Origin of the sequence: Hymenobacter sp. (genome assembly GCF_036388155.1) — a bacterium.
GTDB lineage: Bacteria > Bacteroidota > Bacteroidia > Cytophagales > Hymenobacteraceae > Hymenobacter.
Genome location: NZ_DASVSI010000067.1, coordinates 16,457 through 32,479 on the forward strand (window position 1 = coordinate 16,457; position 16,023 = coordinate 32,479).

Genomic DNA, 16,023 nt, shown 5'->3' on the forward strand with positions numbered 1-16,023 from the left:
CGCGAACTACAAAGTTCGCGCTACTTCCTTTGTTTGATGAATCCAAACAACAAAGCCGTTTTCCTGGACCGCGACGGCGTGCTGAACGAAGAAATAGGTACCTACGTGTGGCAGCCCGAGCGATTCATCGTCTGCCCCGGCGTGCCCGAAAGCCTAGCCCGCCTCAAAGCCGCCGGCTACCGGCTCATCGTCGTCACCAACCAAGCCGGCATCGCCAAAGGCCTGTACACGGCCGCCGAGGTGCGAGCCTGCCACGCCAAGCTACAAGCCGCCTGCAATGGTGCCCTCGACGCGCTGTATTTCAGCGACGCTCACCCCAGCGTAAGCGAGTCCATCCTGCGCAAGCCCGATTCGGGCATGTTGGAAAAAGCCATAGCCCGCTTCAATTTGGACGTGGCGCAGTGTTGGATAGTGGGCGACCGGCTGCGCGATATGGAAGCCGGCGCCGCCGTTGGCGTGCGCGGCATCTTGGTAGGCCCGGAGCAAGGAACTGGTTTCGCGCCGCATGTGGCCGATTTGCGGGCGGCGACGGACGTTATTTTGTCAAATACTTAACCTCACGTCCTGCAGAGCGGAGCATCTCGCTCGGGGCAGTAATCAATGATTAATAGTGGCACGCGAGATGCTTCGCTCTGCAGGACGTGAGGTTAAGTATTTTGAATCACAAAAAAGGCCGGCCTCCCATGTGGGAGGCCGGCCTTTTTTCATAACCAATAAGACTACTGGCGCGCAGCCGGCGTAGCGGTGCTGGCCGTGATAGGCGAAGAAATGCGGTTAGCTTCTTTCGTGCTAGAATAGGCGGGGCACTTCTGGCGGTTGCAGGCGCCCAGGGTGAGCGCGGCGAAACCAGCGGCGAGCAATACGAACTTTTTCATAATTTATATTAAAACGAGTGAGGGGTGACGAGCTGAGCTTCAAAGATAAGTAGTGAGCACTATATTCTAACTAAAACCTTAACGCTGAAATTGAATTATTCGTATCCGAGGATTCGCATCATGCTGGCAGCTTCTTGCTGCGGCGCAAAAACGGTGTCAATAAGCGTACCATCCTCGGCGCGGTCTAGGATAACGTGTTGCGGGGCGGGAATGAGGCAGTGCTTGATGCCGCCGTAGCCGCTGAGGCTTTCCTGGTAGGCGCCGGTGTGGAAGAAACCCACGTAGAGGGGCTGCGCGTCGGCGGGCTTGGCCGACGCCGACCGCGGGTTGCGCTCGGGCAAGAACACCTGGTAGATGTGCTTCTCGGCGTTGTAGTAGTCCTGGGAGTCGCAGGTGAGGCCGCCGAGCTGCAGGCGCTTGTAGCCCCTATCCCAGCCGTTTACGGCCAGCATGATGAAGCGCTGGTTGAGGGCCCAGGTATCGGGCAGGTTGGTGATGAACGAGCCGTCAATCATGTACCAGAGCTCCTTGTCGTTTTGCAGCTTCTCGTCCAGAATGCTGTAGATGATGGCGCCGCTTTCGCCCACCGTGAAGATGCCGAACTCGGTGAAGACGTTGGGCTCGGGCACTCCTTCCTCGGCGCAAATGCGCTGGATGGTGCGCAGGATTTCGGCCACCATGTAGGGGTAGTCGTACTCGGGCTGGATGCTGGTTTGGATGGGAAAGCCGCCGCCGATGTCGATGGTCGTGAGGGTGGGGCACACCTTGCGCAGCTCGCAGTACTTGTGCACGAAGCGGCTCAGCTCCGACCAATAATAGGACGTGTCCTTGATGCCCGTGTTGATGAAGTAGTGCAGCATCGTGAGCGTGAAGCGCGGGTCGTCCTTGATGCGCTTTTCGTAGAGCGGGATGGCGTCGGCGTAGCGGATGCCCAGGCGCGAGGTGTAAAACTGGAAGCGCGGCTCCTCGTCGGAAGCCAGGCGCATGCCCATGTTCACGTTTTCGCGCACGTGGTCGTGGTAGTAGTCGATTTCGTTGGGCGCATCGATGATGGGCATGCAGTTCACAAACCCGTCGTTAATCAGGTCGGCGATTTCTTTTTTGTAGGCCTCGGGCTTGAAGCCGTTGCAGATGATGTGCTTCTGCTTGTCGACTTTGCCTTGGGCGTGCAGGTTGCGGATGATGCTGATGTCGAACCACGACGAGGTTTCGAGGTGAATGTCGTTTTTCAGGGCCTCTTCCAGCACAAAGCGGAAGTGCGACGACTTGGTGCAGTAGGCGTAGGAGTAGGTGCCGGTGTAGCCGGTTTTGGCAATGCCCTCAGCAAACCACTGTTTGGCCCGCTGAATCTGGGAGCTGATTTTGGGTAGGTACGTGAGGCGGAGCGGCGTGCCGTACTTCTTCACCAGGCCCATCAGGTCGATGTCGTGGAAGCGGAGTTCGTGGTCCTGCACGGTAAAGTCGGCCGTAGGAAAGTCGAAGGTTTGGGAGATGAGGTCGTGATAGGTATCCATTCGGTTTTTGAATGCGGCGGGAAAACCCGACCTTTGCGGCGGGCGGCACAAAAGTACCGCCGGGGTAGGGAAGTGAAGGGAACAAGAAGTTGTTCTACCGAGGTCCCGCCTCGCATCGTGACGATGGAATGATAGCGACTTGGCTACGGTAGAATTCCTCTACCGCAAGGCAGCGCTCGAAGGTTTCTTTTTAGTTGTCAGTGGTCAGTTGCTAGTTGTCAGGTTGGTCATCCAGCCTAGCAACTGACAACTGACCACTGACAACTAAAAACCGCCTTGGAACGATGCCCGCTTGTCCTCATCTTATTCACGCCCTCCGATGAAACGCATCAAATTACTGGAAGTACGCTCCGAGCTCGGCGCCGGTACCCGCGGCTCCAGCATGGGCATCGACGCCCTGCGCGTGGCCTGCCTCAACAAAGGCTCCGACTATTTCCGCCGGTTCAATTCCGTGGTGTTGCCCGACTTGAACCACGTGCTCTTCGAGAAGAACCACTTCCCCTTCGCCAAGCACATCGACAGCATCTACACCGTGCAGAAGGGCATTGCCAGCGCCGTGGAGCAAACCCTGCGCTTCGGCGAGTTCCCGCTGGTGCTGGCCGGCGACCACAGCAGCGCCAACGCCACCATTGCCGGCATCAAGGCCGCGTACCCGCAGAAAACGCTGGGCGTCATTTGGATTGATGCCCACGCCGACATCCACTCGCCCTACACCACGCCCAGCGGCAACGTGCACGGCATGCCCATGGCCGCCTCGCTGGGCGTCGACAACCTGGCCCACCAGCGCAACATCCCCGACCCGGAAACCATCTTCTTCTGGCGCCGCCTGCAAAACCTGGGCGAACCGGGCCCCAAGTTCAAGCCCGAGCACTTGGTGTACGTGGTGGTGCGCGACACCGAGGAAGAGGAGGACGCCCTCATCGAAGAGCTGGGCATCAAGTGGATAAAGCTGCCCGAAATTAAGGCCAAGGGCTCGCGCCGCCTGGCCCGTGAGATTTACGAGCACCTGCGCTTCTGCGACCTGGTGTACATTTCCTTCGACGTCGACAGCCTCGATTCGAGCTTCAGCATCGGCACGGGCACGCCCGTGGAAGACGGCCTCTACCTCTCCGAGGCCGAAAACCTCTGCCAGGACCTGTTGGAGAACGACCGGGTGGTGTGCTTCGAGATGGTCGAAATCAACCCCACGCTGGACAACGGCAACACGATGGCCAAAAACGCTTTCAACATTCTCGAGAAAGCCACGGAGGCCATTGAGCGGCGGCTGCGGATGGAAGAAGTGGTGAGCCGCTAAAGTGGGGCTTAGGGTGGTAATTTCGGGAAATATGCTTCCTTTGTTAGGGAGGAGCTTAGTTTTTGTAGGGTTGCCCTCCGTCCTTTTTTCTACCGGCCATGAAAACGGCTCTCCCCCTTTCCGACGCCGACTTGGCCGCACAATTGGCCGCCGCCCTTGCCCGAGCGGAAAAGGCCGAAGCAGCCCTGGTCACTGCCCAGGCCCAAATAGATGCCCTTGAGCAGCAACTGGCCGCCACGGCCAGCAACGCCCAGCGGCACCACACCCAGCTCACTGCCCTGGTGCAAACCCTGCGGGTGGGCCTGGTGCTGGTGGACCACGTGGGCGACATTCAGTTTGTGAATCAGGCGTTTTGGGACCTGTTCGGCCTGCCGCCGGTGGCCGGGCCCCTCGAAGGTGCGCCCCCCATTCCGCACGCGGCGGTTGCCATCGACAACGCGTTTCAGGACCCGTTAGGCTTTAAAACGCGGGCCCGGGCCCTGCACGCCGCCGGGAAAACGGTGCTGCAGGAAGCGTTTGTGCTGGCCGACGAGCGGGTGGTCGAACTCGACTACCTGGTGCTGGACTCGGAGCGCGCGGGCCGCCTGATTTGCTACCGCGACGTGACCGAACGGCACCGCCGCGACGAAGAGCTGCACTCCCTGTCTTTCCTGCCGCGGCAAAATCCCAACCCCGTGCTGCGGGTGCTGCCCACCGGGGAGGTGGTGTACGCCAATCCCGCAGCGGCGGGGCTGCTGCAGGCGTTGGATGCCGACCCCAGCGGAACGCCGCGGCAGCGCCTGCTCGAACTGGTGCGCGCTGCGGTGGGCACGCTCGAGCAGCAGCAACAGGAACTGGCCGTTGGAGGGCAGCATTATTTGCTGACGGCCGTGCCCGTGCCCGGCCAAGTGTACGCCGCCCTGTACCTGACCAACATCACGGCGCGGCAGCTGGCCGAACAGCAGCTGGCCGAGCAGCGCGCTTTCTACGAAAGCGTGCTTGAGCAAGTGCCTTCCGCCGTGGCCGTGTTCGACGACCAGCACCGCTACCTCTACCTCAATCCCGTGGTGGAACCCGACCCCGCCACCCGCGCCTGGATGGTGGGCAAGACCAGCAACGAAGCCGGCGCCCACCGGCAGCGCCCCGAGGCCGTGCTACGCCGGCGCGCCGAGGCGTTTGCCGAAGCCGTGGAGCACTTGCGCGAAGTGAGCTGGGAAGAAACCCGGCCCGGCCCCAACGGCCCCCAGCACATCCTGCTGCGCTACCGGCCCGTGCGCGCCGCCGACGGCCGACTGCGCGTCATCACCTCGGGCATCGACATCACGGAGCGCAAGCAGACCGAGGAGAAAATGACGCAGCAGCAGGAGTTCTACGAATCCATCCTGAACCTGCTGCCGGTGGACGTGGCGGTGTTCGACGCGGAGCACCGATTCCTCTTTGTCAACCCGTCTTCCGTCTCCAGCCCCGAAGTGCGCAAGCAGATTATCGGGCTGACCAATGCCGAGTACTTTGCCCTGCGCAGCAAGCAGCAACCGTCGGCAATGGCCGCCCAACGCGAGCAGTACTTTGACCTAGCCGTGCGCACCCGCACCGACGTGACGTGGGAGGAAATGCGCACCGACCGCAACAACCGCCCCCAACTGATACTCCGCCACCTGCGGCCCGTGACCAACCCCGACGGCACGCTGCGGCTGGTGGTGGGCTCGGGCATCGACATCACGGCGCGCTACATGGCCGAAAAGCTACAGCACGAAGTGCAGGTGATGCTGCAGGTGCAGCAGGCCTTTATCCGCCAAATCCTGGACGCCTTGCCCAACGTGCTCTACATGGTGGACCCCGACGGCAGCGTGTCTTTCTCCAACCTCGCCTACGACGCCATGATTGCGCATAGCCTGCACTGGCAGGCGCAGAGCGCCACCGCCCAGGTGCCGGACGAGATGCACCGCGTGCAGGCGTTGAACGAGCTGGTGCGCGCCACCCAGACGGCGCAAACGGCCGAGCTGCCGTTTACGCTGATGAGCGGCGAAACCATGTATTACCAGGTGCACAAGCGGCCCATGCTGCGCGCCGACGGGCAAGTGGGCGTGTTGACCATCAGCACCGACGTGACGGCGGTGAAGCAGGCCCGCCACGAGCTGGAGCGCCGCGAAAAGCAGTACCACGACCTGGTGTATTATTCACAGGCCCTGATTTGCACGCACGACTTGCAGGGCAACGTGCTGTCGGTGAACCCCGCCATTGAGCGGCTAATGGGCATGCCGGCCGCCGAGCTGATTGGCCGCCATTTGAGCGAAGCCCTGCCGGCTGAGCACCACGGGGCGTTGCAGAGTTATTTGGAAGAGCCCAAAACGATTCATCGGGAGCCCCGCACAATGCGCATCTGGACGCGCACCGGAGAGCGCCGCTACCTGAACTACTACGCATACCAGGTGACCGAGGAGGGCTACCCGCCCTACGTGGTGGCCTCGGGCTACGACGTGACGCCCGGCGTGCTGGCCCAGCAAGCCCTGCAGCACGCCAAGCAGGAAGCCGAAGACAACGCCTTGGCCAAAGAAGCCTTTCTGGCCCGGATGAGCCACGAAATCCGCACGCCGCTCAACGGGGTGCTGGGCATGGCCGGCCTGCTGCAAAAAACGACCCTCACCGCCCAGCAGCGCGAGTACCTGAACACCATGCAGCACGCGGGCCGGCACTTGCTGGCCCTGCTCAACGACGTGCTCGACATGGCCAAAATCACCACCCATCACCTCGAGCTCGACCACGCGCCCTTCGACGTGGCCATGGCCATGCAAGGCGCCGGCCAAACCGTGGCGGCGTTGGCGGAGCAAAAAGGGCTGAAATTGCGCGTGGAGGCGTTGCCGCTTCCCGACCCGCGGGTGCTGGGCGACGCCTACCGCCTGCACCAGGTGCTGCTCAACCTGTTGTCGAACGCCATCAAATTCACCGAAAAAGGCCACGTGCGCTTGGGCGCCGACGTGCTCCAGGACGTACCCCACCAATTGACCCTACGCTTCTGGGTGGAGGACACGGGCATCGGGATGACGTCTGACGAGCAAGACCACATTTTCGACGCCTTCACCCAGGCCAGCGCCGAAACCAGCAGCCGCTTTGGCGGCACGGGCCTCGGGCTGGCCATCAGCCAGCAGCTGGTGAGCCAGATGGGCGGCGTGCTGCGCCTGTGCAGCGTGGCCGGCCGGGGCACCACTTTTGCGTTTCAGCTGACCTTGCCCCGGCTCGTCGACGGGGCCAAGGAAACATCGCCGCCGCCCGCCAATGCTTCCTTTGAAGGACTGCGCGGCTTGCGCGTGCTGCTGGCCGAAGACAACCTGGTGAACCAGTGGATTGCGGTGGTGGTGCTGGAAAACTGGGGCGTGCAAGTGAAACCGGTAAGCAACGGCACCGACGCGCTAACCCAGCTGCGCGACTGCGAATACGATGCCGCTATCCTGGACATCAAAATGCCCGGCATGAGCGGGGTGGAAGTCACCACCGCCATTCGCACCAATCCCGATGCTGCCTGCGCCACCATTCCCATCATTGCCCTGACGGCCAACGCCTTCGAAGCCGACCGGGCCAGCTATCTGGCCGCCGGCATGAACGCCTGCCTGACCAAGCCCTACGAGGAAGCCGACCTGTGCCGCTTGCTGCTGCAGCTCACGGCCGACGCCGAGCGGAAGGGGTAGCAGCCGCGCAACTCCCACCAATTGCTAAGCCCCGCCGCTGAAGGAAACAGCAAGCCGCGCCAGTAGCTGGCGGGGCTTGCTGTTTCTTCAAGTTTTGATGGGTTATTCGTCTGATGGGGCCGCGCGGGCCGCGCCACAACTTACATGTTCGAATAACGGAGGCGAACCTGCACGCAGAACGGCCTCGTGAAGAGTAGAAACAGATATTGGCGAGCGGAGCAACGTTGCGTGGCGGAAGTAGTCTATCTAAAGGCTGGTAACAACACCAAGGCTTTTTACTTCTATTGCATGGTTCGCATCCTACTCTTTTTCCTGGCCCTATTAACGGCTGGGCCCGCTTTTGCTATCCGGCCAGTGGCTGAATGGTGGGCTAAGCCTGATACCCTGGGCCTGAAATACCGCCAGCTGGAAATTACCACGGCCGACCAGGTGAAGTTGGTGGCTTGGCTGATTGAGCCCTCTGCCGAAGCCACTGACCAGCACACCACGGTGGTGGTGGCCGGGGGCGACGCCTACAACATGTCCAGTAACATCTACACGGCGTGGGCGCTGGCCGACGCGGGCTACCGTTCGCTGCTGTTCGACTACCGAGGGTTTGGCCACAGCCAGGCCTTTGCCATCGACCCGCAGCGGCTGTACTACGAGGAATTTGCCACCGACCTGCAGGCCGCGCTAGGGGAGGCGCGGCATTTGCGCCCCCGCGACCGTGCGGGCATTTTGGGCCTGTCGATGGGCGCCATCGTGGGGTCGGAAGTAGCGGCTCGCGCCAAGCCCGATTTCCTCATCACCGAGGGCTACGCTGGCAACTTGCCGGGCATCGTTGCTTACCAAAAAGCGGCCAACAACAAAACCGTCACGCTGCCCGCCGCGGCGGCCGCATACCCCCGCGTAGCGGCCCGGGTGCGCTGCCCGTGGCTGCTCATTGCCGGCACCCAAGACAAAAACACGCCCTTGGCCGATTCCTCGGCAGTGGTGCAGGCGGCTCGCCGGAGACAGCGTCGCCAACTATTGGCCGTGGACTGTGGCCACCTGGGCGCACAAGAAAAACTGACCGAAAAGTTTTTTGCTGAAGGATATGTGCGCGCCATCAGTCGCTTCCTGGCGGGCGGCAACGCCTAGCAACCCGCCAGGAAGCCCAGCGAAACAGAAGGCGACAGAACGCCCAGCGGCTAGTGGGGCTTCTTTATATTCCTGTAAACGGCAACTTTCCGTCCTGCTGACAAAGGAGCCGTAGGTTGGCGTAGCCAAGCACTCCTCACGCTTGAACGAGTCGTTCGACCGAAAAAAGCTCCTTCGCGCTGCTCCGCATGACAGACGATTGAATTACGGTCCTTGGCGAGAGGCTTCGACCGCGCGGACGCCAGATGCGCCTGACGGTGTGAGGTGCGGTTAGTTCAAGCCCGTACCTTTGCCCCGTGCAACAGTTAGAAAACTCCCTCAAAACCGCCCTGCAAACCGCTGCTCAAGCCGTTTTTGGCGTTGAAATCCCCGCCGCCAGCCTCACGCTCCAGCCCACGCGCAAGGAGTTTGCCGGCAGCTTTACCCTCGTCACGTTTCCCCTCACCAAAGCCTTGGGCAAGGGCCCCGAGCAAATCGGTCAAGCCCTGGGCGAGTGGCTAACGGCCCACGAGCCCCGCGTGCGCGGCTACAACGTGGTGAAAGGCTTCCTCAACCTCGAAATTGCCGATGCCGAGTGGCTGGCCGTGTTTGAGCAGCTGCGCGCGCAGCCCGCTGCCGCGCCCGTGGGTACCGATGGCGGCCCGCAGCGCGTGGTGGTGGAGTACTCCTCGCCAAATACCAACAAGCCCCTGCACCTGGGCCACTTGCGCAACAACTTCCTGGGCTACTCGGTGGCCGAGATTCTGAAAGCCACCGGCGCCACCGTCACCAAAGCCAACCTGGTGAACGACCGCGGCATCCACATCTGCAAGTCGATGATTGCCTACCAGCACTTCGGCCACGGCGAAACCCCCGCCGAGGCCGGGATGAAGGGCGACCACCTCGCCGGCAAGTACTACGTGCTGTTTGAGAAGCACTACCGCGAAGAAATCAAGCAGCTCGAAGCCGAGGGCGTGGCCACCGACATCGCCAAAAAGCAAGCCCCCCTTATGACCGAGGCCCAGCAGATGCTGCAAGCCTGGGAAGCCGGCGAGCCCGCCGTAAAAGCCCTCTGGAGCCAGATGAACGGCTGGGTGTACGAAGGCTTCGACGAAACCTACAAAACCATCGGCGTCGATTTCGACCAGTACTACTACGAGTCCGAAACCTACCTGCTGGGCAAGGAGCGGGTGGAGGAAGGCTTGAGCAAAGGCGTGTTCTTTAAGAAAGAAAACGGCTCCGTGTGGGTCGATTTGCAGGCCGAGGGCCTCGACGAAAAGCTCCTGCTTCGCGCCGACGGCACCAGCGTCTACATCACCCAAGACCTGGGTACGGCCGAGCTCAAGTACCAGGATTTCGGCTACGATAGCAGCATTTACGTCATCGCCGACGAGCAGAACTACCACATGCAGGTGCTGCAAGCCACGCTGGCCAAACTCGGCAAGCCGTATGCTGAGGCCATCCACCACCTCAGCTACGGCATGGTGGACCTGCCCTCCGGCAAGATGAAATCGCGCGAAGGCACCGTGGTCGATGCCGACGAACTGGTGCGCGACGTGGTGGCCGCCGCCAAAGCTGCCACCCTCGAAAAAGGCAAAACCGAAGGCCTCAGCGAGGAAGAGCTGGAGGAGCTCTACCACTTGCTGGGCCTGGGCGCCTTGAAGTACTACCTGCTGAAAGTGGACCCCAAGAAGCGCATGCTCTTCAACCCCGAAGAGTCGGTGAGCCTGGAAGGGCACACGGGGCCGTTCATCCAATATTCGCACGCCCGCATCGCCGCCATCCGCCGCAAAGCCGCCGAGCTGGGCCTCACCGAAACCGCCGAGTGGAGCCAGATTTCCGGCCTTGAACCCACCGAGCAGGAGTTGATTCAGGAACTGGCCCGCTACGTCTCGGTAGTGGCCGAAGCCGCCCGCAACCTCTCGCCCGCCGTCATTGCCCAATACGCCTACGACCTGGCGAAAGCCTACAACAGGTTTTATGCGGAAGTCTCGATTTTCCAGGAAACCGACGCGGCCAAGCGTAGCCTGCGGGTGGCGCTGTCGGCCCGCGTGGGCGAGCAGATAAAGGCCTCGATGAGCCTGCTGGGCATCCAGGTGCCCGAGCGGATGTAATCATAATAAGGCTAACGCCAACTAGACCGTCATGTCGAGCGCAGCCGAGACATCTCGCGTGCCGAAGTAATCAAATCGCCGGCTCTTTCGGAGTCCGGCTCTCCGGCTCTCTCCGGCTCTTTCGGAGTTCAACTCCGAAAGTCACCTGCCAGGGGGACTTGAAGTCCCCCTGGCAGAACGACTTTCCCCACGCGGGCGGAGTGTAACTCCGCACCAGGCGACTTTCGGAGTGAAACTCCGAAAGAGCCATCGAGCCATCCGAGCCATCCGAGCCATTCAAGGGCCATTCAGACCGAATAACACATGAAAAGCATTGCCGTTTACTGCGGTTCCAGCGCCGGAACCAACCCCAACTACATTGCCCAGGCGCAAGCCCTCGCCGCCGCTCTGGTGGCGCGCGGCCTCACGCTGGTATACGGGGGCGGCCGCGTGGGCCTGATGGGCACCATCGCCGACGCCGTGCTGGCGCAGGGTGGGGAAGTAATTGGCGTCATCCCCGATTTTCTGGACGCCAAGGAGCTGGCCCACAAAGGCTGCACCGAGCTGCACGTGGTGGGCTCCATGCACGAGCGCAAGCTCCTGATGGCCGACCGCGCCGAGGGCTTCATTGCCATGCCGGGCGGCTACGGTACCCTCGAAGAGCTGTTCGAAGTCCTGACCTGGGGCCAGCTCGGCCTGCACCGCAAGCCCGTCGCCCTGCTCAACGTGGACGGCTACTACGACCACCTGCTCCTGGCCTTGGACCGCATGCGCGACGACCAGCTCCTCCGGGCCGAAAACCGCTCCCAGCTGCTGCAATCATCCGACCCGGAAGAGTTGTTGACGATGATGGCCGCCTACCAACCGGTTGAGCTGGAGAAGTGGCTGACGCCGCCGACTACGTGAGGCAGCGCGGTCGCACTCGGAGGGACTTTTAGTCGGCGAGTTTGAACGATTCCATTCGCGGACTAAAAGTCCGCGCTACTATAGCCTGCGATGAACGCAACGGAACAAGAAGAACGAGAATACCTGGAGGAAATCAAGGAGCAGCTGACGTTGGCGGTGCGGCGCGTGGATGACGCCGTGAGGCAATTCTCCAGCGAGCTTCGGGAGAAAAAGGAGTACATCCACGAGAACCAGTCGGGCATGGACGATGCCGACATGGTGGCCGCCGGCCAGTCCATCGACCGCATGGCTTTTACGGGCGGCGCGGCCGTGGCCCGCAAGCGCAAGCTCCTCAAGCTGGTCCAGTCTCCGTACTTCGGCCGCATCGACTTCACCACCGCGAAAGGGGGCACCACGCCCGTGTACATCGGCGTGCATTCGTTCGTGGACGAGCGGCAGCGCCGGGGCCTCATCTACGACTGGCGGGCGCCCATTTCCTCCATGTTCTACGATTTCGAGCTGGGCGAAGCCGCGTACACCACCCCGTCCGGCCCCATTCACGGCCGCATCGACCTGAAGCGGCAGTACAAAATCCAGGACGGCCGGCTGGAATTTCTGATTGAAAACGGCGTGAACATCCACGACGAGGTGCTGCAGCGCGAGCTGGCCAAGTCCTCGGACGACAAGATGAAGAACATCGTCGCGACCATTCAGCGCGACCAGAACGCCGTTATCCGCAACGAGGAGGCTTCGGTAATGGTCATCCAGGGGGTGGCCGGCTCGGGCAAAACCTCCATTGCCCTGCACCGCATTGCGTTCCTGCTGTATCGCTACCGGGAAACCATCGGGGCCAAAGACATCCTCATCATTTCGCCCAACAAGGTCTTTGCTGACTACATCTCGAACGTCCTGCCCGAGCTAGGGGAGGAGCACATCCCCGAGACGGGCATGGAAGAGCTGGCGGCCGACCTGCTCGGCAACCAGTACCCGTTCCAGACCTTTTTCGAGCAGGTGTCGGCGCTGCTGGAGCACCACAACCCCGCGTTCATCGAGCGCATCCGGTTCAAGTCCTCGTTTGAGTTCCTCAGCCAGCTGAACAAATACCTGCTGCACGTGGAGAACAACTACTTCACGGCGAGCGAGCTGCGGGTGGGCCGCACCCTGGTGCCGCGCCAGCTGCTGCTCGACAAGTTCAAGGCCTACCACCGGGTGCCGCTCCTGAAACGGTTTCCGCTGGTGGCCGACGACGTGCGGGCCTACGTGCGCACCGCCGCCAACCGCAAGCTCACCAACGCGGAAAAAAGCACCATCGGAGAAGCCCTGACGCGCATGTTCCGGTTCAACAACGTGCTGGACTTCTACCGGGACTTTTACCGCTGGATTGGCCGGCCCGAGCTGTTCCGGTTCGAGCACGGCCAAACCCTGGAGTACGCCGACGTCTTCGCCCTGGTTTACCTGCGCATTCGCTTGGAAGGCATCAGTGCTTACGACCATGTGAAGCACTTGCTCGTGGACGAGATGCAGGATTACACCCCGGTGCAATACGCCGTTTTGGGCCGGGTGTTCAACTGCCGGAAAACCATTCTGGGCGATGTCAACCAGACGGTTAATCCGTATAGCGCCTCGTCGGCCGAAACCATCGAGCGCGTCTTTCCGCAGGCCGACGTGGTCAAGCTCTACCGCAGCTACCGCTCCACGATGGAGATTACCGCCTTCGCGCAGCGCATCACGCCCAACCCCAACATCATCCCGCTGGAACGGCACGGCCAGGAGCCCGCCACGGTGCGCTGCAACAGCCACGGCGAGGAGCTGGAAACCATCAAGCAGTTGGTCGCAGCCTTCCAAAGCTCCGGCAGTAAGTCGCTGGGCATCATCTGCAAGACGCCCAAGCAAGCCGCGCAAGTGCAGGAGGCGCTGCACGCCCAAGGCGTGCAGCTGCTCACCGAGGAATCAACGCACTTCAAGGAAGGAGTCATTATCACGACGGCGCATTTGGCGAAGGGCCTGGAATTCGACGAAGTCATTGTGCCCTTTGCCTCCGCCCGCACTTACAAAACGGAGGTCGATAAGAGCATGCTCTACGTTGCCTGTACCCGGGCCATGCACCGGCTCACGCTCACGTATTCGGGCGACGTTACGGCATTCCTGGCAACTGGCATGTAGCGCGCACTTTTAGTGCGCGTCCCTAAGCATTTAACATTTGTTTGGTATCCGGCGAGGCCGCGGACTAAAAGTGCGCGCCACGGCCCGAAACCCTGTTGGCCGTCGGCTGGTTACGCAGGCAATTGCGCAACCCTTACCTTCATCCCATGAAAAAATCAATTCTTCTCACGTTGGTCGTTGCCGCTTCGGCCATGGCCTTTATCGCGGCCAAACCGGCTGCTCCCACCGCCATGTCGCCAGCTTCCGAAACCGCCAAAGCGCCCGCTTCCGTATACGATTTCACGGTGAAATCCATCGACGGCAAAGACGTGAAGCTGAGCCAGTACAAGGGCAAAAAACTGCTGATTGTGAACACCGCCTCCAAGTGCGGCTTCACCCCGCAGTACAAAGAGCTGGAAGAGCTCTCGAAGAAATACGGCAACAAAGTGGTGGTGCTCGGCTTCCCCTCGAACAGCTTCAAGCAGGAGCTAACTTCCAACGCGGAAGTGGCCTCCTTCTGCGAGAAGAACTACGGCGTCACCTTCCCGCTGTTTGAAACCGTTTCGGTGAAGGGCGAAGATGCCGCGCCGCTGTACCAGTACCTCTCCGACAAAACCAAGAACGGCGCCGTGGGCGAGGCCCCCAGCTGGAACTTCTGCAAGTACTTGGTCGATGAAAAAGGCAAAGTCGTGAAGTTTTACAACTCCAAGGTGACGCCCCTAAGCCCCGAGCTGGTGGCCGACATCACGAAGTAAGTTTGGTCGTTTGTCATGACTTGAAAGAACGTCATGCCGAGCGAAGCCGAGGCATCTTGCTCGGGGCAGTAAACCAATTAAAAGGAATACTCCCCCACGCGAGATGCCTCGGCTCCGCTCGGCATGACGTTCTTTTGTGTACTTTTTCTCTCCCGTTGCTGCCCTTTTGCCCATGTCTCCCTGGATTTCTGCATTTCGCCCCCGCACCCTGCCGTTGGCCCTGGCCAGCATCCTGACCGGCGCGTTTCTGGCCGCCGCCGCGGGGCAGTTCGACGGCGAGGTGGTGGGCCTGGCGGCCCTGACCACCGTCCTGCTGCAAATCCTCAGCAACTTGGCCAACGACTACGGCGACTCCCAAAACGGCGCCGACAGCGTGCACCGCCAGGGCCCGCAGCGCGCCGTGCAGAGCGGCGCCATCACGCCCGCCCAAATGAAGCGCGGCATGTGGATTTGCGGGCTGCTCGCGCTGGCCAGCGGCGTAGCATTGCTTTGGGTGGCCCTGGGCGCGGCCGGGCTGGGCTTGTTTCTGGCGTTTTTGGCGCTGGGGTTGGCCGCCATTTGGGCGGCGGTAAACTACACGGCGGGCTCCAACCCGTATGGCTACACCGGCTTTGGCGACATTTCGGTTTTCCTCTTTTTTGGCGTGGTGGGCGTGTGCGGCACGTATTTTCTGCAAACCCGGACGCTGCCGCTGCAAGTGCTGCTGCCGGCCGCCGCGCTTGGCTGCTTCGCCACCGCGGTGCTGAACGTGAACAACATCCGCGACATCAACTCCGACGTGCTGGCCGGCAAAATCACCATCCCGGTGCGGCTGGGGCCCCTACACGCGCGGCGCTACCATTGGCTGCTGCTGCTGCTGGGGCTGGGCTGCGCCACAGTATATGTGGCTTTGACGTTCAATCCCGGTCATTCTTCGCCTTGGAAATGGCTGTTTCTGCTATCTGTGCCGCTGTTTGTCTTCAACGCCGTTCAGGTGTGGCAGCGGCAGGAGTCAATGCAGATTGACCCGCTGCTGAAGCAGATGGCGCTGAGCACGCTGGTGTTTACGCTGCTGTTTGGGGTGGGGCAGGTGCTGGGGTAGGGCGCGGGCGGTTATTCAACGAATTCCTTAAACAACAGCATGGACGCCGTCTCGGAACTGCTCACGCACGTGGCCCGGCTGACGAAGGTTTCGGTGGAACTGCGCCAAGAACTCCGGCACCGGGTAAAAATCCAGAACGTGGACAAGGGCCGGTTTTTGCACCAGGCGGGCTCGGTGTGCAACCGCACTTTTTTTATTACGCAGGGGTTGCTGCGCAGCTACTACTGCAAGGGCGAGAAAGACATAACCGACTGCTTTGCAGCGGAGGGCGAATGGATTACCGCCACCGACAGTTTCATGCGTAACGAGCCAGATGACAGTTATTTGCAGGCGCTGGAGCGTAGCCAAGTGTGTTCCTTGACCAACGTGGAGCTGGCCAGCTTGTTCGAGCGTTTTCCAGAGATGGAGCGATTTGGGCGCATCATCATTTCGCAGCAGTTCATGCAGCAGTCGGCACGGCTGGCAGCCCTGCGGTTCAACTCAGCCAAAGACAAATGCGCGGTATTCTGCGCGGCCTACCGGCCGGTGCTGGCCGCTTGCCATTGGGCATGGTGGCATCCTACTTAGGCATCACGCCGGAAACCCTGAGCCGGGTGCGCGGGCAGCCGTAAGATTTTGATGTAA

General features: G+C 61.3%; 12 protein-coding genes. 10 read left to right on the top strand and 2 right to left on the bottom strand.

From position 1 onward, the window contains the following. The first annotated feature begins 36 nt into the window (after positions 1-36). Positions 37-555, top strand: a complete 519-nt coding sequence (locus VF629_RS09910; protein ID WP_331058316.1) for an HAD family hydrolase — start codon at positions 37-39, stop codon at positions 553-555. 164 nt (positions 556-719) lie between these two features. Here VF629_RS09910 and VF629_RS09915 read toward each other — a convergent pair whose 3' ends face one another. Continuing rightward, positions 720-875, bottom strand: a complete 156-nt coding sequence (locus VF629_RS09915; protein WP_331058317.1) for a hypothetical protein — start codon at positions 873-875, stop codon at positions 720-722. 95 nt (positions 876-970) lie between these two features. Then, complete coding sequence (locus tag VF629_RS09920) at positions 971-2,389, bottom strand: arginine decarboxylase (RefSeq protein WP_331058318.1); 1,419 nt, start codon at positions 2,387-2,389, stop codon at positions 971-973. A gap of 319 nt (positions 2,390-2,708) precedes the next feature. Here VF629_RS09920 and VF629_RS09925 point away from each other — a divergent pair, with 319 nt between their 5' ends. From VF629_RS09925 to VF629_RS09965, 9 genes are all read left to right on the top strand, one after another. Further along, entirely contained in the window at positions 2,709-3,683 is a 975-nt protein-coding gene (locus tag VF629_RS09925) for an arginase (protein ID WP_331058319.1), read from the top strand. 98 nt (positions 3,684-3,781) lie between these two features. After that, positions 3,782-7,345: a PAS domain-containing protein gene (locus tag VF629_RS09930; RefSeq protein ID WP_331058320.1), complete on the top strand. Its 3,564-nt coding sequence runs from the start codon at positions 3,782-3,784 to the stop codon at positions 7,343-7,345. A 288-nt stretch (positions 7,346-7,633) separates the two neighbouring features. Next, the gene (locus VF629_RS09935) at positions 7,634-8,464 is read left to right on the top strand and encodes an alpha/beta hydrolase (RefSeq protein WP_331058321.1); all 831 of its coding nucleotides are present in this window, start codon (positions 7,634-7,636) and stop codon (positions 8,462-8,464) included. 296 nt (positions 8,465-8,760) lie between these two features. Beyond that, on the top strand, positions 8,761-10,557 hold the full coding sequence (gene argS / locus VF629_RS09940) for an arginine--tRNA ligase (RefSeq protein ID WP_331058322.1): 1,797 nt from the start codon (positions 8,761-8,763) through the stop codon (positions 10,555-10,557). 303 nt (positions 10,558-10,860) lie between these two features. Then, positions 10,861-11,442: a TIGR00730 family Rossman fold protein gene (locus VF629_RS09945; RefSeq protein WP_331058323.1), complete on the top strand. Its 582-nt coding sequence runs from the start codon at positions 10,861-10,863 to the stop codon at positions 11,440-11,442. 90 nt (positions 11,443-11,532) lie between these two features. Continuing rightward, complete coding sequence (locus VF629_RS09950) at positions 11,533-13,584, top strand: HelD family protein (RefSeq protein ID WP_331058324.1); 2,052 nt, start codon at positions 11,533-11,535, stop codon at positions 13,582-13,584. A gap of 146 nt (positions 13,585-13,730) precedes the next feature. After that, positions 13,731-14,318: a glutathione peroxidase gene (locus VF629_RS09955; RefSeq protein WP_331058325.1), complete on the top strand. Its 588-nt coding sequence runs from the start codon at positions 13,731-13,733 to the stop codon at positions 14,316-14,318. A 172-nt stretch (positions 14,319-14,490) separates the two neighbouring features. After that, a complete protein-coding gene (locus VF629_RS09960; protein WP_331058326.1) occupies positions 14,491-15,399 on the top strand; it encodes a 1,4-dihydroxy-2-naphthoate polyprenyltransferase in 909 nt (302 codons plus the stop codon). A 39-nt stretch (positions 15,400-15,438) separates the two neighbouring features. Continuing rightward, the gene (locus VF629_RS09965; RefSeq protein WP_331058327.1) at positions 15,439-15,966 is read left to right on the top strand and encodes a Crp/Fnr family transcriptional regulator; all 528 of its coding nucleotides are present in this window, start codon (positions 15,439-15,441) and stop codon (positions 15,964-15,966) included. The last annotated feature ends 57 nt before the right edge of the window (positions 15,967-16,023 follow it).

Bases quoted from the DNA above. Each gene is read 5' to 3' on its own strand.
- VF629_RS09950 (WP_331058324.1), top strand. From the start codon at position 11,533: ATGAACGCAACGGAACAAGAAGAACGAGAATACCTGGAGGAAATCAAG.
- VF629_RS09925 (WP_331058319.1), top strand. From the start codon at position 2,709: ATGAAACGCATCAAATTACTGGAAGTACGCTCCGAGCTCGGCGCCGGT.
- VF629_RS09915 (WP_331058317.1), bottom strand. From the start codon at position 875: ATGAAAAAGTTCGTATTGCTCGCCGCTGGTTTCGCCGCGCTCACCCTG.
- VF629_RS09930 (WP_331058320.1), top strand. From the start codon at position 3,782: ATGAAAACGGCTCTCCCCCTTTCCGACGCCGACTTGGCCGCACAATTG.
- VF629_RS09945 (WP_331058323.1), top strand. From the start codon at position 10,861: ATGAAAAGCATTGCCGTTTACTGCGGTTCCAGCGCCGGAACCAACCCC.
- VF629_RS09920 (WP_331058318.1), bottom strand. From the start codon at position 2,389: ATGGATACCTATCACGACCTCATCTCCCAAACCTTCGACTTTCCTACG.
- VF629_RS09965 (WP_331058327.1), top strand. From the start codon at position 15,439: ATGGACGCCGTCTCGGAACTGCTCACGCACGTGGCCCGGCTGACGAAG.
- VF629_RS09935 (WP_331058321.1), top strand. From the start codon at position 7,634: ATGGTTCGCATCCTACTCTTTTTCCTGGCCCTATTAACGGCTGGGCCC.
- VF629_RS09910 (WP_331058316.1), top strand. From the start codon at position 37: ATGAATCCAAACAACAAAGCCGTTTTCCTGGACCGCGACGGCGTGCTG.
- VF629_RS09960 (WP_331058326.1), top strand. From the start codon at position 14,491: ATGTCTCCCTGGATTTCTGCATTTCGCCCCCGCACCCTGCCGTTGGCC.
- VF629_RS09955 (WP_331058325.1), top strand. From the start codon at position 13,731: ATGAAAAAATCAATTCTTCTCACGTTGGTCGTTGCCGCTTCGGCCATG.